General features: G+C 71.6%; 20 protein-coding genes. 9 read left to right on the plus strand and 11 right to left on the minus strand.

Annotated features, from left to right (window positions below; translation table 11 throughout):
* Positions 1–77 precede the first annotated feature (77 nt).
* From asnB to ACFWZ5_RS03165, 3 genes are all read left to right on the plus strand, one after another.
* Entirely contained in the window at positions 78–1,949 is a 1,872-nt protein-coding gene (asnB, locus tag ACFWZ5_RS03155) for an asparagine synthase (glutamine-hydrolyzing) (protein ID WP_384801719.1), read from the plus strand.
* Positions 1,949–3,340 carry a type III glutamate--ammonia ligase gene (gene glnT, locus ACFWZ5_RS03160; RefSeq protein WP_384801716.1) on the plus strand — a complete coding sequence of 464 codons (1,392 nt, stop codon included), beginning with the start codon at positions 1,949–1,951 and terminating at the stop codon, positions 3,338–3,340. The genes asnB and glnT overlap by 1 nt, the downstream gene beginning before the upstream one ends.
* Positions 3,341–3,510: 170 nt before the next feature.
* Positions 3,511–4,257, plus strand: a complete 747-nt coding sequence (locus ACFWZ5_RS03165; RefSeq protein ID WP_384801713.1) for a hemerythrin domain-containing protein — start codon at positions 3,511–3,513, stop codon at positions 4,255–4,257.
* 65 nt (positions 4,258–4,322) lie between these two features.
* On the opposite strand, the gene ACFWZ5_RS03170 is transcribed toward ACFWZ5_RS03165, so the two are convergent.
* From ACFWZ5_RS03170 to ACFWZ5_RS03185, 4 genes are all read right to left on the minus strand, one after another.
* Positions 4,323–5,300, minus strand: a complete 978-nt coding sequence (locus ACFWZ5_RS03170; protein ID WP_384801587.1) for an alpha-ketoacid dehydrogenase subunit beta — start codon at positions 5,298–5,300, stop codon at positions 4,323–4,325.
* A 17-nt stretch (positions 5,301–5,317) separates the two neighbouring features.
* Positions 5,318–6,499 carry a pyruvate dehydrogenase (acetyl-transferring) E1 component subunit alpha gene (pdhA, locus tag ACFWZ5_RS03175; RefSeq protein WP_384801631.1) on the minus strand — a complete coding sequence of 394 codons (1,182 nt, stop codon included), beginning with the start codon at positions 6,497–6,499 and terminating at the stop codon, positions 5,318–5,320.
* 59 nt (positions 6,500–6,558) lie between these two features.
* Entirely contained in the window at positions 6,559–8,277 is a 1,719-nt protein-coding gene (gene leuA, locus ACFWZ5_RS03180) for a 2-isopropylmalate synthase (protein WP_384801590.1), read from the minus strand.
* Between the two features lie 78 nt (positions 8,278–8,355).
* Positions 8,356–8,826 carry an anthrone oxygenase family protein gene (locus ACFWZ5_RS03185; protein ID WP_384801593.1) on the minus strand — a complete coding sequence of 157 codons (471 nt, stop codon included), beginning with the start codon at positions 8,824–8,826 and terminating at the stop codon, positions 8,356–8,358.
* 220 nt (positions 8,827–9,046) lie between these two features.
* On the opposite strand from ACFWZ5_RS03185, the gene ACFWZ5_RS03190 reads away from it, so the two are divergent.
* The 5 genes from ACFWZ5_RS03190 (at position 9,047) to ACFWZ5_RS03210 (ending at position 14,673) form a co-directional block, all read left to right on the plus strand.
* Positions 9,047–10,048, plus strand: coding sequence for a beta-ketoacyl-ACP synthase III (locus ACFWZ5_RS03190; protein WP_384801596.1), 1,002 nt, complete (start codon positions 9,047–9,049; stop codon positions 10,046–10,048).
* Complete coding sequence (locus ACFWZ5_RS03195) at positions 10,045–11,631, plus strand: methylmalonyl-CoA mutase (protein WP_384801599.1); 1,587 nt, start codon at positions 10,045–10,047, stop codon at positions 11,629–11,631. The genes ACFWZ5_RS03190 and ACFWZ5_RS03195 overlap by 4 nt, the downstream gene beginning before the upstream one ends.
* Positions 11,632–11,696: 65 nt before the next feature.
* Positions 11,697–12,188 carry a cobalamin B12-binding domain-containing protein gene (locus ACFWZ5_RS03200; protein ID WP_384801602.1) on the plus strand — a complete coding sequence of 164 codons (492 nt, stop codon included), beginning with the start codon at positions 11,697–11,699 and terminating at the stop codon, positions 12,186–12,188.
* A gap of 78 nt (positions 12,189–12,266) precedes the next feature.
* Positions 12,267–13,625 carry an acyltransferase domain-containing protein gene (locus ACFWZ5_RS03205; RefSeq protein WP_384801605.1) on the plus strand — a complete coding sequence of 453 codons (1,359 nt, stop codon included), beginning with the start codon at positions 12,267–12,269 and terminating at the stop codon, positions 13,623–13,625.
* A gap of 250 nt (positions 13,626–13,875) precedes the next feature.
* Complete coding sequence (locus ACFWZ5_RS03210) at positions 13,876–14,673, plus strand: BTAD domain-containing putative transcriptional regulator (protein ID WP_384801607.1); 798 nt, start codon at positions 13,876–13,878, stop codon at positions 14,671–14,673.
* 97 nt (positions 14,674–14,770) lie between these two features.
* On the opposite strand, the gene ACFWZ5_RS03215 is transcribed toward ACFWZ5_RS03210, so the two are convergent.
* From ACFWZ5_RS03215 to ACFWZ5_RS03245, 7 genes are all read right to left on the minus strand, one after another.
* The gene (locus ACFWZ5_RS03215) at positions 14,771–15,052 is read right to left on the minus strand and encodes a hypothetical protein (protein WP_384801609.1); all 282 of its coding nucleotides are present in this window, start codon (positions 15,050–15,052) and stop codon (positions 14,771–14,773) included.
* A 107-nt stretch (positions 15,053–15,159) separates the two neighbouring features.
* The gene (locus ACFWZ5_RS03220; protein WP_384801612.1) at positions 15,160–15,495 is read right to left on the minus strand and encodes an antibiotic biosynthesis monooxygenase family protein; all 336 of its coding nucleotides are present in this window, start codon (positions 15,493–15,495) and stop codon (positions 15,160–15,162) included.
* Positions 15,492–15,824 (minus strand): antibiotic biosynthesis monooxygenase family protein, encoded by a 333-nt coding sequence (locus tag ACFWZ5_RS03225; protein WP_384801615.1) that lies wholly within the window; start codon positions 15,822–15,824, stop codon positions 15,492–15,494. The genes ACFWZ5_RS03220 and ACFWZ5_RS03225 overlap by 4 nt, the downstream gene beginning before the upstream one ends.
* 3 nt (positions 15,825–15,827) lie before the next feature.
* Entirely contained in the window at positions 15,828–16,577 is a 750-nt protein-coding gene (locus ACFWZ5_RS03230) for an SDR family NAD(P)-dependent oxidoreductase (RefSeq protein ID WP_384801618.1), read from the minus strand.
* 132 nt (positions 16,578–16,709) lie between these two features.
* A complete protein-coding gene (locus ACFWZ5_RS03235) occupies positions 16,710–17,762 on the minus strand; it encodes a methyltransferase (RefSeq protein ID WP_384801620.1) in 1,053 nt (350 codons plus the stop codon).
* Between the two features lie 157 nt (positions 17,763–17,919).
* Positions 17,920–18,387, minus strand: coding sequence for an anthrone oxygenase family protein (locus tag ACFWZ5_RS03240; RefSeq protein WP_384801623.1), 468 nt, complete (start codon positions 18,385–18,387; stop codon positions 17,920–17,922).
* Between the two features lie 3 nt (positions 18,388–18,390).
* Positions 18,391–18,720 (minus strand): TcmI family type II polyketide cyclase, encoded by a 330-nt coding sequence (locus ACFWZ5_RS03245; protein ID WP_384801625.1) that lies wholly within the window; start codon positions 18,718–18,720, stop codon positions 18,391–18,393.
* 170 nt (positions 18,721–18,890) lie between these two features.
* Between ACFWZ5_RS03245 and ACFWZ5_RS03250 the strand changes: the two genes are divergently transcribed.
* Positions 18,891–19,610, plus strand: coding sequence for a SchA/CurD-like domain-containing protein (locus ACFWZ5_RS03250; protein WP_384801628.1), 720 nt, complete (start codon positions 18,891–18,893; stop codon positions 19,608–19,610).
* Positions 19,611–19,732: the final 122 nt, after the last annotated feature.

A 19,732-nucleotide genomic window follows, 5' to 3' on the forward strand; every position in this document is an offset into this window, starting at 1 on the left:
CGTCGACACCATGGGCCGAGTTGCGGTTCGGGATCGTCCGCCACTGGGGTGGGCGCCGTCGGAAGGAGCCAGAAGGCATGTGCGGAATCGCCGGATGGGTCGACTACGAGCGCGATGTTTCCGCCGAGCGGTCGGTCGTACGCACCATGACGGACACGCTGGCCTGCCGGGGCCCGGACGGGGACGGAGTCTGGACCGGCCGGCACGCGGGGTTCGGGCACACCCGTAACGCGGTCATCGACATCCCCGGCGGCGGCCAGCCGATGGTCGTCGAGGAGGGCGGCCGGCTGCTCGCCGCCGTCACCTACAACGGGGAGATCTACAACTTCCGGGAGCTGCGCACCGAACTGGAGGCGCGCGGCCACCGGTTCCGCACGCGCTGCGACACCGAAGTGGTGATCCGCGGCTACCTGGAGTGGGGCGACAGGTGCGGCGAGCACTTCAACGGCATGTTCGCCTTCGGCATCTGGGACGAGCGGATCGAGGAACTCGTGCTGATCCGCGACCAGATGGGCATCAAGCCCCTGCTGTACCGGGTCACGCCGACCGGCATCGTCTTCGGCTCCGAGGCCAAGGCCCTCCTGTCCCACCCCGAGGTGAGCACGGTCGTCGACGGCGACGGGCTGCGCGAGCTGCTCGCCCAGACCAAGTCCCCGGGCACGTCCATCTACGCCGACGTGCGGGAGGTGCTGCCGGGCAGCGTGCTGCGGTACGGCCGCAAGGGCGTGCGCGAACACCGCTACTGGGCGTTGGAGGCCCGCCCCCACACGGAGAGCCTCGCCGAGACCATCGCCACGACCCGCGAGCGCCTCGAAGCGGTCGTCGCACGCCAGCTGGTCGCCGACGTCCCGCGCGGCGTCCTGCTCTCCGGCGGCCTCGACTCCAGCGTGCTCACCGCGCTCGCCGCCCGCTGGGTGGCCGAGAACGACGAGCCGCCGCTGCGCACGTTCTCCCTCACCCTCACCGGCGCGGACGGATTCCGCGCCGACGAGATGCGCGGCACGTCGGACGCCCCCTTCGCCGCCGAGATGGCCCGGCACGCCGGCACCACGCACGAGGAGATCTCGCTGCCCACGAGCGAACTCGCCGCGCCCGACGTCCGGATGGCCACGATCGTCACGCAGGACATGCCGACGATGTTCGGCGACATGGACGCCTCGGCGTACCTGCTGTCGAAGGCCGTGCGGGAGACGGCCACGACGGTGCTCTCCGGGGAGACCGCGGACGAGGTCTTCGGCGGCTTCCCGTGGGTCCACAACGAACAGGTCATCGCGGCCGACACGTTCCCGTGGATGGCCATCATGCACGTCTTCGACCCGACACACCCCGGCCTCGGCCTCGGCCTGCTCGACCCGGGACTCCTGCAGAAGCTGGACCTGCGCGGCTATGTCGCGCAGCGCTACCGCGAGGCCCTCGCGGAGGTGCCGGTGCTGCCCGGCGAGGACGCCCGCGAGCGGCGCATGCGCGAGGTCATCCATCTGCACCTCACCCGCTGGCTCGGCGTCCTGCTGGACCGCAGCGACCGGCTCGGCATGGGTCCCGCCCTGGAGATGCGGGTGCCGTACTGCGACCACGAGTTCGTCGACTACGTCTTCAACACCCCCTGGGCGATGAAGAACCACGACGGCCGGGAGAAGAGCCTGCTGCGCTCCATCGCCACCGACCTGGTGCCGCCCTCGGTCCTGGACCGCCAGAAGAGCCCGTACCCGGTCACCCAGGACCTGGGCTACCTCGGCGAGCTGTGCCGCCAGCTGCGGGGCGTGCTCGCCGACCCCAACGCGCCCGTCCTGCCGTTCGTCAACGCCCAGGCGGCCCGGGCGGTCGCCGCGGACCCGGCCAAGGTCGCGAACCAGCCCGGTGTGTGGGCGTGGATCTGCCGCCTCGACATCGAGATGCTGCTCAGCCTCAACATGTGGCTGGAGCGCTACCGGGTGCAGGTGGACATCTGATGTTCGGATACGGCGACGCCGCCCTGCCCCGCCTTCCCGAACCGCCCCGCACCCAGGAGGACTTCCTGGACGCCGTCGTCCGGGACGGCATCGAGTTCGTCCTGGCCATGTTCGTCACCGTCGAAGGCAAGCCCTGCTGCAAGCTGGTCCCGGCCGCCGCGGTGCCGCAGCTCCTCCACGAGGGGCTCGGCTTCGCCGGTCATGCGGCCGGCGCGATGGGCCAGTCCCCGGCCGACCCCGACCTGGTGGCCGTGCCGGACGTGTCGACGTACACGCCCCTGCCCTGGCGCACCGGCCTCGCCGTCGTGCAGTGCGATCCGCACGTCGCGGGCACGCCGTGGCCCTACGCACCCCGGGTGATCCTGCGCCGGACCCTGGACGCGCTCGCGGACCGCGGCATGGACTTCAAGGTCGGCGCGGAACCGGAGTACTTCCTGGTGCGGCGCACCCCGGACGGCTCCGTCGCGGTCGCCGACGACGAGGACACGGCCGACGTGCCGTGCTACGACGCCCGCGGCCTCGGCCGCTCCCTCGACCACGTCACCGCCGTCAGCCGCGCCCTGACCGCGATGGGCTGGGGGAACTACTCCAACGACCACGAGGACGCCAACGGCCAGTTCGAGCACGACTTCGGCTACGCCGACGCGCTCGTCACCGCGGACCGGGTCGTCGTCTTCCGCCACCTCGTGCAGATGCTGGCGCGGGAGGCCGGACTCCTCGCCACCTTCATGCCGAAGCCGTTCGGCCATCTCACCGGCAGCGGCCTCCACCTGCACATGAGCCTGTGGGACCGGGCGTCGGGCGCCGAGCTCTTCCTCGGCGCCAACGACGGCCGGGGCCTGGGGATGTCGGACCTGGCGTACGCCTTCATCGGGGGCGTGCTCGCCCACGCGCCCGGCGTCGTCGCCTTCGGATGCCCGACGGTCAACTCGTACAAGCGGCTCTCCGTCCGCGACGCCACCGCGTCCGGATCGAGCTGGGCTCCGGGCTTCGCCACGTACGGCGGCAACAACCGCACCCAGATGCTGCGGGTGCCCGCGCCCGGCCGCGTCGAGGCGCGCTGCGTGGACTCGGCCGCCAACCCCTATCTGGCCATGACGGCACTGCTCGCGGCGGGCCTGGACGGCATCGACCGGGGCATCGATCCCGGGGCACCTGACGAGACGAACCTGGAGTCGGCCGCCGCGCCGCCGGGCGTGCTGCCGCTGCCGGCCACCCTGTCCGAAGCCGCGTACGCCGTGAGTGGCGACGTGGTCCTCAGGGAGGCCTTCGGTAAGGTGGAGGGCGGTGAATTCGTCGACTACTACGCGCAGTTGAAGCAAGCGGAGTTCGCCGAGTACCACCGCCGGGTCGGAGCGTGGGAGATCGAGCGGTACCTCACCGCGTTCTGACGCGCCCGCCGTGCCTCGCGCGAGCCTTCCGCGCCCAGCCGCTCCGTGCCCGTCCGCACCCCGGTCCCGCGTGTCGCGCGGGACCGGGGTCGGCATGTGGCCAGAACGTCCGCGACCGACGCGGCAGAGCCCGGTCGCGGCCCGCACCGACCCGTCGCAAGGAGTCATCGATGTCCGCAGGGTTCGCACTGGACGCCGAAGGGAAGATCACCGCGGCGACCTCCTTCCTGATGATCCACCATGCGCTGCGGCGCGACGCCGCCCGCTTCCCGCACGCCCTTGCCGCGCTCAAGCCGCAGGACACCGAGCAGGCCGCACGCCTCGCCGAGCACTGGCGGCTGTACCACTGGGTCCTCACCGACCACAGCGAGAACGAGGACGACAGCCTCTTCCCGCTGGTGGCGTCGCGGGACGGCAGCCTGTCCTCCGTCCTGGCGGAGATCGAGGCGGACCACGCCGTTCTCGACCGTGAACTGGCCGGGATCACCGCGCAGATGGAGCGCCTGCCCGCGGCGGACGCGATCGCGGCGGCCCGCGCGGCGACCGGGCGCCTGGAGTCACATCTGGACGCGCACCTCGCCGAGGAGGAGCGACACCTCGTCCCGGTCCTGGTCGACCGGGTCCGCCCGGAGGAACTGGGCGGGGGCAAGGGGGGCGGCGGACCGCAGGGCGACGAAGGCGCGCCACAGGGCGACGGCGGTGCCCCGGTGGCGTACCGGCCGCCGACCTGGCTGGTCTCCGCCTGGACGGACGAGGGCGTCGACGCGGCCGTCACCGATGCGGTGATCGCCGCGCTGCCCCCGAAGTTCCAGGAGCAGATGGGGCGGCAGCTGGCCGGGTGGCGGGCCGACTACCAGCGCCTGGCGGGCGAGGTCTGGCGGGACGTACCGGCGGCGCTGGCGCCGCAGGCGCCCTGACGGGCGCAGGCGCTCATGGCAGCGGGCCGCGCCGCCCTTCGGGGGGCGCGGCCCGCACCGTTCCCTCAGTACCTGAGCGCGCGGTCCACCGCGTCCAACACCCGCTCCAGCTCGGGCAGATACGCGTCCTCGAGCCGCGACGGCGGGTACGGCGTGTCGTACCCGGTGACCCGCAGCGGCGGCGCCTGGAGCGCGTGGAAGCACTGCTCGCTGATCCGCGCCGCGAGCTCCGCACCGAGGCCCAGGAAGCCCGGGGCCTCGTGCACCACGACCAGCCGTCCGGTCCTGGCCACCGACGCGCCGACCGTCTCCGTGTCCAGCGGGGACAGCGAGCGCAGGTCGATCACCTCCACGCTGTGCCCCTCGTCCCGCGCGGCGGAGGCCGCGTCCAGGCAGAGGCGCACCGTGGGCCCGTAGCCGACCAGGGTGACGTCGGCGCCGGGGCGGACCACGCGCGCCGAGCCGAGCGGCAGCGGAGCCCCGCCGTGCGGATCGACCTCGCCCTTGTCCCAGTACCGGCGCTTCGGCTCGAAGAAGATCACCGGGTCGTCGCACGCGATCGCCTGCTGGATCATCCAGTACGCGTCCGCAGGCGACGCGCAGGAGACCACCCGCAGCCCCGCGGTGTGCGCGAAGTACGCCTCCGGGGACTCGCTGTGGTGCTCCACGGCACCGATGCCGCCGCCGAACGGGATGCGCACGACCACCGGCATCGCCACCCGGCCGCGGGTCCGGGTACGGACCTTGGCGAGCTGGGAGACGATCTGGTCGTAGGCCGGGTAGACGAAACCGTCGAACTGGATCTCGCACACCGGGCGGTAGCCGCGGAAGGCCAGGCCGACGGCGGTGCCGATGATGCCGGACTCGGCGAGCGGGGTGTCGACGACACGGTCCTCGCCGAAGTCCTTGTGCAGGCCGTCGGTGACCCGGAAGACACCGCCGAGCCGCCCCACGTCCTCTCCCATGATCAGGACCTTGGGGTCGTTCTCCAGCGCGGTGCGCAGACCGAGGTTGAGGGCCTGGGCCAGGGTCGTCGCTGCCATGGTGGCCTCCGGTCGCCTCACGGCGCGTCGTCGAACTGGGCCTGGAACGCGGTGAACTGCTCGCGCTCGGCCGCCACGAGTGCGTGGGGGCCGGCGTAGACGTGGTCGAAGATGACGGTCGCGGGCGGATCGGGCATGGCCCGGCAGCCGGCGCGCACCCGGACGGCGAGGGCGTCGGCCGCGGCGTCGACCTCGTCGAAGAACGCGGCGTCGGCCGTCTTCGAGGCGTCGAGGTAGGTCCGCAACCGGGCGATGGGGTCGCGGGCCTCCCACTCCGCCACCTCGCCGGGCGAGCGGTAGCGGTGCGCGTCGTCCGACGTGGTGTGCGGCGCCATGCGGTAGGTGACCGCCTCGATCAGGACCGGGCCCGCTCCCGAGCGCGCGTGGTCGAGGGCGCCGCGCGTCACGGCCAGGCACGCGAGCACGTCATTGCCGTCCACCCGGATGCCGGGGAAGCCGAAGCCGAGCGCCCGCCGGTACAGCGGCACCCGCGTCTGGCGCTCCAGGGGCTCGGAGATGGCCCACTGGTTGTTCTGGCAGTAGAAGACGACGGGACTGCCGTAGACCCCGGCGAAGGTGAACGCCTCGTGCACGTCGCCCTGGCTGGTCGCCCCGTCGCCGAAGCAGACCAGGACCGCGCCGTCCGCCCCGTCCCGCTGGACGCCCATGGCGTAGCCGACGCCGTGCAGGGCGTGCCCGCCCACGACCACCTGGTAGTTGGCCATGCCCGCCTGGTACGGGTCCCAGCAGCCGTGGGCCGTGCCGCGCCAGAACGCGAGCATGCCGACCGGGTCGATCCCGCGGCACCAGGCGATGCCGTGTTCGCGGTAGCTGGAGAAGACGAAGTCCCCCAGGTCCAGGGCGCGTCCCGCACCGATCTGGGCGGCCTCCTGCCCCCGCAGCGAGGCCCACAGGCCCAGCTCGCCCTGGCGCTGCAAGGCCGTGGCCTCCGCGTCGAAGCGCCGGAGCAGGACCATGTCCCGGTACAGGGCGCGGTACTCGTCGGGGGAGAGGCCGAGGCTCCAGTCCGGGTGCTCGACCCTGCGGCCCGCGGGGTCAAGGAGCTGCACCGGGGCCGCCTCTCGGGCCAGGTCGGGCGGGCTCGTGTCGATCACGTCGGTTCCCTTCGGTCGGTGCCCAGGCCGCGGCCCCGGCTGGGTGCGGGGTGCGGCCGCGAGGGCGGGTGATACCCGGGGCAGCGGTAGGCGCGTCGGGTGGTACGCGGGTCAGCGGTACGCGCGCCGGGTCGTACCCGTGGTCAGCGGTAGGCGCGCCGGGCCGCGCTGACCATGGCCGCCAGGGAGGCGCGGACGATGTCCCCGTCGATCCCGACGCCCCAGACGGTGCTGTCACCCGCCTCGCACTCCACGTACGCGGCGGCCCGGGCGTCACCGCCGGACGCCATCGCGTGCTCCACGTAGTCCAGGACCCGCAGCCGCAGCCCCGCCGCGGCGAGCGCGTCCGCGAACGCGTCGACGGGACCGCTGCCGACGCCGGACAGCACCCCTGCCGCGCCGTCGACCCGGACGCGCGCGGTGAGGCGGGTCCGGCCGTCCTCGGCCGTCGACAGCCCGTAGGAGAGGAGTTCCAGGCCCCGGGCGCCCGTGGCGGGCCCGGGCAGGTACTCCGCGGTGAAGGCCGCCCAGAGGGCGGCGGGGGCGACCTCGCCGCCCCAGGTGTCGGTGTACGACTGGATCACCCGGGAGAACTCGATCTGCAGGCGCCGGGGCAGCTCCAGGCGGTACTCGCTCCTGAGGACATGGGCCACACCGCCCTTGCCGGACTGGCTGTTGACGCGGATGACCGCCTCGTAGCTGCGGCCCACGTCCTTGGGGTCGATCGGCAGGTACGGCACCGCCCACGGGACGTCGCCGACCGGTACGCCCCGCTCCGCCGCCCTGCGGTCGAGGGCCGCGAAGCCCTTGGCGATCGCGTCCTGGTGCGAGCCGGAGAACGACGTGTACACAAGGTCGCCCGCGTACGGGTGGCGCGCCGGGACCGGGAGGCCGGTGCACTCCTCGGCGACACGGCGGACCTCGTCGATCCGGGAGAAGTCGATCCGCGGGTCGATGCCGTGGCTGAAGAGGTTGAGGGCCAGCGTCACGAGATCGACGTTGCCGGTCCGTTCGCCCTGGCCGAAGAGACAGCCCTCGACCCGGTCCGCGCCCGCCAGGACGGCGAGTTCGGCCGCGGCGACCGCGGTGCCGCGGTCGTTGTGCGGATGCACGGACAGACAGACGGCGTCCCGCCGGGACAGGTTCCGGCTCATCCACTCGACCTGGTCGGCGTAGACGTTGGGAGTGGCGCGCTCCACCGTCGCGGGCAGGTTGAGGACGATCTCCCGGCCGCTCTCCGGCTGCCACACGTCCATCACCGCCTCGCAGACGTCGAGGGCGAAGTCCAGCTCGGTGTCGGTGAACAGCTCCGGCGAGTACTCGAACCCGAGCTCCGTCTCCGGACCCAGGATCTTGCCCGCGTACGCGAGGACCTGCCGGGTGCCGTCCACGGCGATGGACCGGCAGCCCGCGCGGTCCACGCCGAAGACGACCTCCCGGAAGAGCGGGGCGGTCGCGTTGTAGAGGTGCACGGTCGCCCGGTGGGCGCCGGCCACGGACTCCACGGTGCGGGCGATGAGCTCCTCGCGGGCCTGCGTGAGGACGGAGACGGTCACGTCGTCGGGGACGGCGCCCTCCTCGACGATGCCGCGCACGAAGTCGAAGTCGGCCCGGCTCGCGGCCGGGAAGCCCACCTCGATCTCCTTGTAGCCCAGCGCGACCAGCAGGTCGAACATCCTGCGTTTGCGGTCCGGGCTCATCGGGTCGATCAACGCCTGGTTGCCGTCCCGCAGATCGGTCGACAGCCAGCGCGGCGCGGTGACAGGGGTCGCCTGCGGCCAGGTGCGGTCCGGGAGGTCCACCGGGGCGACGGGCCGGTAGCGGTGGGCGGGCAGAGGGCTGGGACGCTGTCGGTTCGTCATGTCGATGCTCCTCGGCTGGTTCACACGGCGATGGCTGGTTCACACGGCGGCGGCCGGATTCACGGGACGACGGCCCGTTCACACGGCGACCCAGGCCACCGCGATCGCGTTGAGCGTCAGCCCCAGCAGCGCCATCGCCGTCCGCAGGTGGTGCCAGCCGCGCCACAGCGGCCGCGGATCCTGCCAGCCCGCCGGAATGGTGCCGGCGTCGACCAGGGCGACCTGTCTGTTGATCGGGACGTTGCAGGCCCGGGACACCACGGACACGCCCACCAGGAGCACCCCGGACAGGGCGAAGAGGGCCCGGATCCAGAGCCCGTCCACCAGTCCGGCCAGGACCAGGTCCGCGACGATCGACGTGATGACGATGATCGGCATCATGGGGTCGTAGTTGCGCCCGAGGAGTTTGTGCACCTCCACATAGCGGTCCACCGGCAGCTCCATGGCCATGGGGATGACGCTGACGGCCACGGCGAAGAAGACCCCGGACACGATGCCGCTGCCCAACAGCACCACCACGCTCAGCCCGTGGGTGAAGAAGGTGCTCACGTCGTTCGCCTCCTCTGCGCGGCAAGCCGTTCGCCTCCTTGCGCGGCAAGCGCAGCCACCCTGGCAATCCCGCCTGGTGGGCCTCTAGGACCCGCCTGAACTTCAGCCGTGCTCGATATCTCGTAGAGCCGCGGCGGCGACCATCGGCTCACCGGTTCACCGAGGGAGGCGACCATCGGCTCACCGGTGTCACCGGTGTCACCGAGGGAGAGGAGAAGGCGTGTTGCGAGCCAGTTGCCGCCAGGAGCCACGCTTCGGCCGCATCATCGGGGTCGGGGGCTACCGACCGCAGCGGAGCGTGGACAACAGCGAGATCTGCCGGTCCATCGACTCCACCGAGGAGTGGATCGAGACCCGCTCGGGCATCCGCCGCAGGCACTTCGCGACTCCCGAAGAGACGCACGCGGTGATGGGCGCGGCGGCCGCCGAGAAGGCCATCGCCGCCTCCGGCGTCGATCTGCTCGACATCGACTGCGTCATCGTGGCCACCACGACCAACCTGGTGTCCCTGCCCGCGGTCTCCGTGGAGATCGCGGGCAGGGTGGGCGCGGTGAACGCCGGCACCTTCGACCTGAACGCCGCCTGCGCGGGCTTCTGCTACGGAGTGGGCACCGCGTCCGCCATGATCCGCAGCGGGGAGGTGGACCACGTCCTCGTCGTCGGCACCGAGCGGCTCACCGACCTGGTGGACCCGACGGACCGGCAGATCGCGTTCCTGCTCGCCGACGGCGCCGGCGCCGCCGTACTCGGCCCGTCCGAGGAGCCCGGCGTCGGGCCGGTCGTCTGGGGCGCCGACACCGACCAGCTCGAAGCGGTCGTGATGACGCGGTCCTGGGGCGACTACCGGCACGACCCGGCGGGCCCCGCCCCGGTGATGAGGATGGACGGCCGCCGGGTCTTCCGCTGGGCGGTCGAGGCCATGGTGTCCGTCGCGCGGGACGCGATGAGCGCGGCCGGCGTCTCCGTGGCGGACCTCGACGTCTTCATCCCGCATCAGGCCAACATGCGCATCACCGAGGTCCTCGCCCACGAGCTGGGGCTGCCCGCCCGGGTCGCGGTGGCCGACGACATCGTCACCGCGGGCAACACCAGCTCGGCGTCGATCCCGCTGGCGATGGAGCACATGCTCACCGGCGGCCAGGCCGACAGCGGCGACATCGCCCTGCTCATGGGCTTCGGCGCGGGACTCACCTACGCCGCCCAGGTGGTGCGGATGCCATGAGCGAAGGCCCGCGCGAGCAGAGCACCGACTCCGGCATCCCGGTGGACGCGGTCTACACGGGGCGACGAGAGCGGTCCGTCCCCGGGGAGCTGCCGGGCGAGCCGCCCTTCACCCGCGGGGTACGTCCGCTGATGTACCGGGAGCGGTCGTGGGCCGTGCGCCAACTGGCCGGGTTCGGGCGGCCGGAGGACACCAACGACCGGCTGCGGCTGCTCCTGGAGCACGGGGCCACGGCCGTCAACACGGTCTTCGACTTCCCCACCAACCGCGGCTACGACAGCGACGCGCCCATCGCCCGGGCCGACGCCGGACAGGGCGGGGTCGCCGTCGACAGCGTGGAGGACATGCTCACGCTGTACGACGGCATTCCACTCGACGAGGTCAGCGTCTCCGTCGTCGTCTCCCACCCGGTGGCCGCGGGAGCGGTCCTCGCCATGTACCTGGTGGCCGCCGAGGAGCGCGGCTACCGCAGGGAGGAGCTGCGCGGCACCCTGCAGAACGACTTCATGATGGAGACGGTGGTCCTGACCGCGCCGAGCGTCCTGGAACCGGCCTTCGCCTTCCGCCTCTCGACCGACGTCGTCGAGTTCTGCCTGCGGCACGTCCCCCGCTGGAACGCCGTCAGCTACACCGGCTACAACTACCGGGAAGCGGGCGCCGACGCCGTCCAGGAGGTCGCCCTCGTGGTGGCGCACGCCGTCGCCACCGCCGAGGAGATGGTCCGCAGGGGTCACCCCGTCGACTCCTTCGCGAGCCGCCTCACCGCGTTCTTCAGCGCGGACAACGACTTCTTCGAGGAGATCGCCAAGTACCGTGCGGCGCGCCGCGTCTACGCCACGGTCTTCGCGGACCGGCTGGGCGCCGCCGAGCCGCGCAGCCGCATGCTCCGCTACCACGTACAGACCGCCGGCTCCGCGCTCACCGCGCAGCAGCCCCTGAACAACATCACCCGCGCCGCGTACCACGCCCTGGCTGCGGTGCTCGGCGGCGCGCAGTCACTGCACGTCAGCGCGTACGACGAGGCGCTGTCCATCCCCTCGCGGAGCGCGGCGCTCACCGCGCTGCACACCCAGCACATCCTCCGGTACGAGACCGGTGTGGACCGCACGGCCGACCCGCTGGCCGGCAGCCACTACGTGGAGAGCCTCACCGACGCGGTCGAGGAGCGGGTGCGGGAGCTGCTCGGCCGGATCGACGACCTGGGCGGTCTGGTCGCCGCGGTGGAACAGGGCTGGGTGCACAAGCACCTGCTCGCCCACGCCTACGAGCGGCAGCTTGCCGTCGAGGACGGCAGCAGGACGGTGGTCGGCGTCAACAGCTTCGCCTCACCGGAGCCGCTGCACATCGACCCCTTCCGGACACCGGCGACGCTCGCGCCGCAGGAGGCGAAGCTGGCCCGGACGCGCGCGACCCGCGACGCCGGCCAGGTGCGCGCCGCCCTCGACGCCCTCAAGGAGGCGGTCACGTCCGGCCGCAACACCATGCCGTACCTGCTGGACGCCGCGCGGGCCAGGGCGACGCTCGGCGAGTGCTGCGAGATCTTCAGGACCCTGCACGGCGGCTGGCGCCAGCCGCTCATCTGACCGCCGCCGGACCGCACCGCCCCGGCCGGTCCGGCGGCATCGTCCCCACGAAACGAGGAGAGCAAGTGGACCGCATCCGCGTGGTGATGGCCAAGCCCGGCCTTGATTCGCACTACCGGGGCACCATGGTGGTCAGCCGCTATCTGGTGCAGGAAGGCATGGAGGTCGTCTACGTCGGCAACCAGACGTCCGACCAGATCGTACGGGCCGTGCTGGCCGAGGACGCCGACGTCCTGGGCCTCTCCAGCCTCTCCGGCAACCATCTGGTGACGGTGCCGCCCGTCCTCGACGGGCTGCGCGCCCTCGGCCTCGACGACGTCATGGTGCTGGTCGGCGGCATCGTGCCCTCGGACGACGCGGAGGCGCTGCGGGCCGCCGGAGTGCACGAGATCTTCGGCCCCGGCACGGAGCTCGCCGCCATCGCGGCGAGCATCCGCGGGTTCGTCGAACGGCGGGCCGCGCGTTTCGACGAGGCCGCCTGTGGTGACGAAGCCGCGCGTGGTGACGAAGCAGCGAGTTTTGACGAAGCCATGGTCGAAGGCGCCCGGAGGCCCTGAGACCGTCTTTAGATGCATCCCAGACACGGATGTTTCCATCAATCTCCCCTGGCGGAACCAGTGGAAGGAACTCGCCGGATGAGGGATGTCGGCAGCAGTTCGGGGGCACGGGGCGACAGTTCGGGGGCACCAGGCGACGGCCCGGCGGAGCACGCCGCGGGGCTCTCGGAGCCCCGCTTGTTCATCTGGTCGGCACCGGACGAGCACGGGGAGGCCGTGCTCCGCCAGGAGCTGGCCACGCGGCTGGAGACGTCGGACCCGGAGACGTTCGGTGACACCGCGGAGGCGACCGTACGCCGCTTCGGCGGGGCCAGAACCACGCACCACCGGGTCCGCGGCGCCGTCGTGGCCGCGGACAAGGAACAGGCCGTCGGCCGGCTGCGGTCCGAGCAGCCACTGGCGCGCAGCCTCGACGGGCGGCCGCCGAGACCGGTCGGCCTGCTGTTTCCCGGCCACGGCTCCCAGCACCCCCGCATGGGCGCGGGGTTGTACCGGCGGGATCCCGTCTTCACCGCGGCGATGGACGACTTCTTCACCGCGTACGAGGCGGCCGGCGGCGAACCGCTCCTCGATGAGTGGCTCGCCGCCACCCCGAGCGTCTCCATCGACGAGGGCGATCTTGGCCAGCCGCTGCTGTACGCGGTGGGCCACGCCCTGGCCCGGATGGTGGCGAGCTGGGGGGCACGGCCGACCGTGCTCCTTGGGCACAGCGTCGGGGAACTCGCGGCCGCGACCGTCGCGGACGTCATCTCCGCCGAGGACGGAGCGCGGCTGATGGCCGCGCGCTCGGGCACCTACGCGCCGGTCGTGGCCGGCGGGCTGCTCGCCGTCGCGGCGAGCCCCGACCAGCTCGCGCCGTACGCGGTCGGGCCGATCGGCGTGGCCGTCGTCAACGGGCCGCGGCAGACCGTCCTCGGCGGGCCCGAGGCCGAACTCGCCGCGCTGCACCGGACGTTGCGCGCGGACGGGTACACCGCCCGCCGCACCCGCATCAGGCAGCCCTTCCACACCCCGCACGCGATCGTCTCCGCGGACCTCTTCGAACCGGCCTTCGCGGACGTGCGCCTCGCTCCGCCCGCCCTGCCCCTGTACTCGTCGTCGAACGCGGCCCGCGTCGGGGCGAAGGACGCGACCCGGCCCCGGTTCTGGGCCCGGCAGATGTCCGACCCGGTGCTGTTCGGACCGGCGCTCGACCTGCTGCTCGACGAGCACGAGGTGCTGCTCGTCGAGGCGGGCCCCTCGCAGGCGTTGACCACGCTGGCCCTGCGCCATCCCGCGGTGGCGGACGGCCGCAGCGCGGCGGTGGCGCTGCTTCCGGCGAAGCCGGGCCCGGCCGCCGCGGACCGCGAAGCGGCCCTCACGGCCGCCGCCCGCATGTGGCTCGAAGGCCATCGCCTCGACTGGCGGGCTGTCAACGCCATGGCAATTACCGGCTGACCTGCTTGAGATCCATCCTTTGTCCCGACATCATCCTTGAGCAGTCGTTTTCGATTCAGCTATCCTTTCTGCACGAATCTGAAGGGCGCGCCTGGTAGTTCCTGTGATCGCGTCAACGTTAAGGAAATCGGGGATCGTCCGGCATTAGTCGAATCCTGCCAGCTCTCCTGTCGTAGTGGCTTGATCCGTTCCGCATAAGCCGGATGTGTCGCAGTGTCGTAACTGGATCAAAAATTCACATGGGGGAATCATGGAGTTCGCGGTATTGGGCACGCTCATGGCCATGGACGGTCAGGCGGACTGCACGCCCAGCGCCCCCAAACTCCGCAGGGTGCTGGCCACTCTGCTGCTGCGCGCCAACAAGCTGGTTCTCGTGGAGACCCTGGCCGAGGAGCTCTGGCAGAGCAACCCGCCGCCGACCGCGATGGCGACGCTGCAGACGTACGTCTACCAATTACGCAAGTCCCTGGGGTGCGACGGTCGTGACCGCGAGGGCATGATCCGCACCCGCACCGACCCGTCCGGCTATGTGCTGACGGTGGATCCCGAGCAGGTCGACCTGGTCCGGTTCCGGAACCTCCTGGGCCAGGGGCGGCGCGCGCTCGAGGAGGGCCGGCCCGAGCTGGCCTCCGACCTGCTGCACCGGGCCCTGTCCCTGTGGCAGGGCCCGGTCTTCGGCGGCGTGCACAGCGGCCCGGTCCTCGAAGGCCACGCGGCCTACCTGGAGGAGGAGCGCATGAACGCCCTGGAGATGCGCATCGACGCGGACCTCAGGATCGGCCGGCACCGCGAGCTCGTGTCCGAGCTCAAGTCCCTGACGGCGGTCCATCCCTTGCACGAGTGGTTCCAGAGCCGATTGATGATTGCGTTGCATCTGTCCTCGCGGCGCGGCGAAGCCCTGGAGACCTTCCACCGCTACCGGCATGTTCTCCAGGAGGAGCTCGGTCTCGAACCGAATCCGGAGATGCAACGGGTTCAGCACGACATATTGAACAGTGAACCGACGAGCTGGTACGGGATCGACCGTGTGTATCCGGCGGTTGACTGACCGTCAATTGACCGGAATTCGCAATTCAACGGGTTCGATTTCCTGGATCGCAAGGGCGGCTGACTCCTCAACAATTCGGGGACCGGTGCAGACATGTTCACAGCCGCTTGACGAGTTGGTTCCACGCCCGGCGTTCGGCGGGGGTGAGCGGGATGTCGGACGGCCCGTGCGGCGGAATTCCGGTGTCGGACGGTGCGGGTCCGCATTCCGGCCGGTGCGGGAGCAGCGGGTGGCCGAGCGTCTCCGCCAGCTGGGCGGGAGGCAGTGCGCCGTAGAACGCCCCCGTCGCGGTCAAGCCGTCGACGGTGGACCGCCAGACGGCGGCCATGCCCCGCCTGATGCCTCGCAGCAGTCGGCTCGGGCCCGTGTGCGGCGTCATGAGGCCTCCGTGAACGTGTGGCGGCCGGGGCGGAGCCGACGGCCAGCGGCCGGCTCCGCCCCGGTCCTGGGTGCGGATGGATGGTGTGCATGCGGGGGCGCCGGGCGTCAGTAGGACGCCCGGACCGCGTACATGTCCCACGGGCGGCGGGTGGTGTCCTGGTAGGGGCGCAGACCGGCGGTCTGGTCCTTGTGGTCCGGGCCCTCGTCCCAGGAGCGGAAGGCCTCGACGCTCTCCCACTCGCTCATCACCACGAAGGCGTCGTCCTCGATCAGCGAGTGCAGGAGCTCGTTCCCGAGCAGCCCGGGCGTGCCGTACAGCGTCTTGCTGATCTCGTGGTACGCGTCCTCGACGGGCGTCGGCCCCTCGGCGGGGGCCCGGCAGTAGAGGAGGATGCGGATGCGGTCGCCCGCACCCGCAGCCTCGCCGCTCCGGTCGCTCACCGGGCCACCGCCGCCGGCTTCTCGAGCGCGTGCACCACCGTCATGGTCCACATGGCCCCGCCGGAGCGGAACGGGTGCAGCTTCTTGCGGTGTTCGAGGTGCTGGTCGCTCTGCTCGAACTCACGGAAGCGGGGCTCGGAGACCCACTCGCTGAGGATGTAGTAGACGTGCTCCTCCTCGTCGCTCCGCATCAGCCACTGGCCGAGGTTGGCGGGGTGGCCGGTGACCACGTTCCCGATGTCCAGCCAGGTGCGCTCCCACTCGTCCGCCATGCCGGGCCTGATCTCCGCTCGGAGCAGGACCCGGAAGGTGCCGCGCTCGGATGCCATGGCTCAGATCCCCCCGTCGACGTGGATCGTCTCGCCCGTGACGTAGCCGGACAGGTCGCTGGCCAGGAAGAGGACCGCACCCGCGATCTCGTCCGGGCGGCCGAGCCTGCCCATGCCGGTGAGGCCCCGGTAGCGCGACTGGACCCGCTCCAGCTCCTCCGGCGACGCCTTCTCGAACTCCTCGGTCTCGATGACACCGGGCGCGACCAGATTGACGCGGATGCCCTGCGGGCCGAGCTCCTTCATCAGCGAGCGCGTCAGCCCGATCAGACCGGCTTTCGACGCGGTGTAGTGGGCGCGCTGCGGGATGCCGACGACGGCGGCGCGCGAGCCGACGGTGATGACCGACGAGCCCTCAGAGAGAAGCGGAAGCGCCTTCTGGATCACCAGGAAGGGCGCGGTGAGGTTGGTGTCGAGGACCCGGCGCCACTCGTCCAACGGCAGCTCGGCGAACGGCACGTGGCTGATCACGCCGGCGTTGTTGACCACGACGTCCAGCGCGCCGAGGCGCTGCTTCGCCGTGGCCATCAGCCGCTCCACGTCCTGCGGGTCGCTGACGTCGGCCTTGACGACGTGATGGTCGCCCCCGATGCCCGCAAGCTCCTTGACCAGGCTCTCGACCGACTCGCTCTCGGTGCGGTAGCAGGTCACGACCGAGGCGCCTGCCCGGGCCAGGGCCAGGACGATGCCGCGGCCTATCCCGCGGGTGCCGCCGGTGACGAGCGCCCGCTTTCCGGTCAGATCGACGTCCATGGTGATGCCTTTCTCGTGTGGTGAAGCCGAGGTGAGTGGTGGTGCGGAGGTGAGTGCTGGTGCCGCGATCAGTGGTGGTGCCGCGTGCAGTGGTGGTGCCACGTTCAGTGGTGGTGCCGAGGCGGGTGCGGCTCAGCGCACGGGCCGGCACTCCAGGACCGTCCACCGGCCCTGGGCGGGCTCATGGGTCAGCTCGAATCCGGCGGCGTCCAAGAGCTCCCGCCACTCCGGCAGCGTGCGCTCGCGCCCGCCGAAGCGGAGCATCATGTCGAGGTCGAGGAACTTGCCCTGATCCCACTGGTTCGGCGGCGCGAGCACGTGGTCCAGGACGAGCAGCCGCCCCGCCCCGCCGTCCCCGAGCGCGGTACGCACGTTGCGCAGGATCCGTACGGCGTGTTCCGCGTCCCAGTCGTGCAGCACCTGCTTGAGCAGGTAGAGGTCGCAGCCCGTGGGCAACGGCTCGAAGAAGTCGCCCGGCACGATCTCGACGCGGTCCGCGACCCCCGTCCCGGCCAGGTGTTCCCGGGCCGCGGAGACGACGCTCGGCCGGTCGAGGAGGATGCCCCGGGCCTTCGGCGCGCTCTCCAGGACGGCGCCGAGGAAGAAGCCGTGCCCACCGCCGATGTCCGCGATCCGGGCGAAGCCAGTGAAGTCGTACTGCCCGAGGAAGAGATGGGTGGTGGAGCGGCTCATCTGCGTCATCGCACGGTCGAACAGGCCACCGGCGTCCGGATTCTCGCCGAGGTAGTCGAAGAACGGCCGGCCGTAGACGTGCTCGAACGACGGGGCGCCGGTCCGTACCGTGTGCAGCATCTGCCCGTACGGCCGCCGCACCGCGTCCGATCCGTTGTAGAGCACCAAGTCCCGCACGCTGAACGGAATGTCGCTGCGCAGACCCACCGTGAGGTCCGTCTCCGCGAACCGGTGGCCGCTCTCCTCGCAGAGCAGCCCGAACGACGCGGCGCACCGCAGCAGCCGGTACAGGGAGTCGGCGTGGCTGCCGGTCTTCTCGGCCAGCTGCTCCACGCCGAGCGGCCCGTCCGCCAGATGGTCGGCGATCCGCAGCTCCGCGAGGACGTAGAGCACTTCGCTGACGCGCCGGCCGTTGGTCAGCAGGATCAGCTGGACCGGCGCGGGCAGGGACCGCGGGTCGGGAGGGCCGCCGATGGCGCTGTCCACACTCATGGGGCAATCCGCCCTTTCCGGAGCTGTTCTGGCGCTTCGTGGAAGGGAGCCAGAGGAGGTGGGTGGGAGTCGGACGAGGTGGGGGAGTCCGAGGAGAGAGGAGAGGAGAGGAGAGGAGAGGAGTGGAGTGGAGTGGAGCCGGGGGACGTGGACGGGGTCAGAGGAGGATCCCGGTGTCGACCACGAGGACCGCGAGGGCGACGACCACCAGGGCGGTGCGCACCCGGTTCCAGTTGCTCCACCGCACCCGCGGATCCAGCTGCTCCCAGTTCGGGGGGAGCGCCTGCGGGTCGACCGTCGCGATCCACCGGTTGATCGGCACGTTCTTCGTCAGGGAGACGACGATCGCGCCGACGAGCAGCAGCGCGGCGGCCACGAACAGCGCGGTGGCGTGGGCCGTCGGCGCGGCGACCGCCAGGACGAGATCGCACAGCAGGGCGCTGAGCATGCACGCCGGCATGAACGGGTCGAACCGCGTCACCATGAACTGGTGTGTGGGCACGTACCGTTCGGTGGGCAGCGAGAGCAGCAGGGGCGCCCCGCCGAGCACCGCGATCATCAGGCCCCCGGCGGCCAGGCCGTTGCCCAGCAGCGCGACGGGAAGAAGAACGCGTACGAGGTCCACGGCTCAGTCCCGCCGCCAGACGTAGAACGGCTCGGCCATCGCGTCCTTGGGCTCCGCCCAGGCGGGGTCGTAGGGGCGCATGTACTGGGCCAGCTTGTCGTGGATGTCCTGGTACAGCGGGTGGGCGCGGGCCTTGTACAGGTCCGGCTTGATGTCCGCGTCCGACTCCACGAGGTGGAAGTACAGGTCGTGGAAGCGGAACAGGGTCCGCCGTCGCGCGCCGATGAGATGCGGCAGTTCGCTCGCGTCCGACTCGGCGAAGATCTGCGCCACGGCGGAGGCATCGGCCGGGTCCATGCGGGCGACGATGAGCGTCCGGTCGGTGTGTTCCATGCGCTGTCTCCCGTTCGGTGTCCGACTGCGGTCGGCAAGAGACTGGCAAGGGGAAGTCCAAGGGCACTGGAGACCGACTGAAGGGTGTTCTTCAGCTGTTTCCGATGGCGCGTGGACCGGCTGCCTGGACCATCCGGGAAGGACAAGCCCACCGGCGGACAGGGAGCGTCATGGCTTTCATCGCGATCAGCTACAAGGTCCGGACGGGCCACGAGGACGACATCGCGGAGATCTTCTCCGAGCGCAACTTCAAGCGGGCCGACTCCGCCGAGTACCGCGACGAACAGGGGCGCGCGGCCGGCCGCAACGTCTCGACAGGCCTCTTCATCGAGGGCGAGTTCATGACCCGCGTGGTGCAGTTCGAGGGCGATCTGCGGCAGATCGGCCCGCACATGGGTGCCCAGGAGGGCGTCAAGGAGGCGGAGCGGAGGCTGTCCCCGTACCTCCAGGTCCCGCGGGACACCCAGACGGTGGCGGGGTTCCGGGAGTACTTCCAGAACGCGCTGATGCAGTGCGTCTTCCAGGAGGCCCGCGCCGAGCGCTCCGCGCAGCTCGCCGCCTGGGTGTACCGCGTCAAGGCGGGCCACGACGACGAGATCGGCGAGGTCTTCGAGAAGGTGCAGGGCGCCGTGTTCGAAGGAACCGGTGCCGAGCAGGGCCCGCTGCTCGCCTCGGCGGCGTTCGTGAAGGACGCGTACCTGGTGTGGGCCGTGCAGTACGAGGGTGAACTCGGCGATGTCGTCGGCCATCTGACGAGCAGCGGGATCGCCCGGCAGACCGAGGAGGGCCTGCTGCCGTACCTCGCCGACGCGCGCCCCGCGGCCACCCCCGAGGAGTTCGGCGCCGCAACCATGCGGCGGCTGCAGATGCTCTCCGCCGAAGTCCCATAAGGAAGAGGCGGATCGCGCATCCCGGCTGCCCGCCGCACGAACCGGGCGGCGGGCAGCCGGCCGCGGCAGAGCGCGAGCCGCACCCCCTACGTCGTCAGCCAGCCGTGGTGCTGGAGCACCAA

This window comes from Streptomyces sp. NPDC059003, from assembly GCF_042740445.1.
GTDB lineage: Bacteria > Actinomycetota > Actinomycetes > Streptomycetales > Streptomycetaceae > Streptomyces.

Coding starts and splice junctions, on each gene's coding strand:
- asnB (WP_384801719.1), top strand. CDS start 78: ATGTGCGGAATCGCCGGATGGGTCGACTACGAGCGCGATGTTTCCGCC.
- glnT (WP_384801716.1), top strand. CDS start 1,949: ATGTTCGGATACGGCGACGCCGCCCTGCCCCGCCTTCCCGAACCGCCC.
- ACFWZ5_RS03165 (WP_384801713.1), top strand. CDS start 3,511: ATGTCCGCAGGGTTCGCACTGGACGCCGAAGGGAAGATCACCGCGGCG.
- ACFWZ5_RS03170 (WP_384801587.1), bottom strand. CDS start 5,300: ATGGCAGCGACGACCCTGGCCCAGGCCCTCAACCTCGGTCTGCGCACC.
- leuA (WP_384801590.1), bottom strand. CDS start 8,277: ATGACGAACCGACAGCGTCCCAGCCCTCTGCCCGCCCACCGCTACCGG.
- ACFWZ5_RS03195 (WP_384801599.1), top strand. CDS start 10,045: ATGAGCGAAGGCCCGCGCGAGCAGAGCACCGACTCCGGCATCCCGGTG.
- ACFWZ5_RS03205 (WP_384801605.1), top strand. CDS start 12,267: ATGAGGGATGTCGGCAGCAGTTCGGGGGCACGGGGCGACAGTTCGGGG.
- ACFWZ5_RS03210 (WP_384801607.1), top strand. CDS start 13,876: ATGGAGTTCGCGGTATTGGGCACGCTCATGGCCATGGACGGTCAGGCG.
- ACFWZ5_RS03215 (WP_384801609.1), bottom strand. CDS start 15,052: ATGACGCCGCACACGGGCCCGAGCCGACTGCTGCGAGGCATCAGGCGG.
- ACFWZ5_RS03225 (WP_384801615.1), bottom strand. CDS start 15,824: ATGGCATCCGAGCGCGGCACCTTCCGGGTCCTGCTCCGAGCGGAGATC.
- ACFWZ5_RS03230 (WP_384801618.1), bottom strand. CDS start 16,577: ATGGACGTCGATCTGACCGGAAAGCGGGCGCTCGTCACCGGCGGCACC.
- ACFWZ5_RS03235 (WP_384801620.1), bottom strand. CDS start 17,762: ATGAGTGTGGACAGCGCCATCGGCGGCCCTCCCGACCCGCGGTCCCTG.
- ACFWZ5_RS03245 (WP_384801625.1), bottom strand. CDS start 18,720: ATGGAACACACCGACCGGACGCTCATCGTCGCCCGCATGGACCCGGCC.
- ACFWZ5_RS03250 (WP_384801628.1), top strand. CDS start 18,891: ATGGCTTTCATCGCGATCAGCTACAAGGTCCGGACGGGCCACGAGGAC.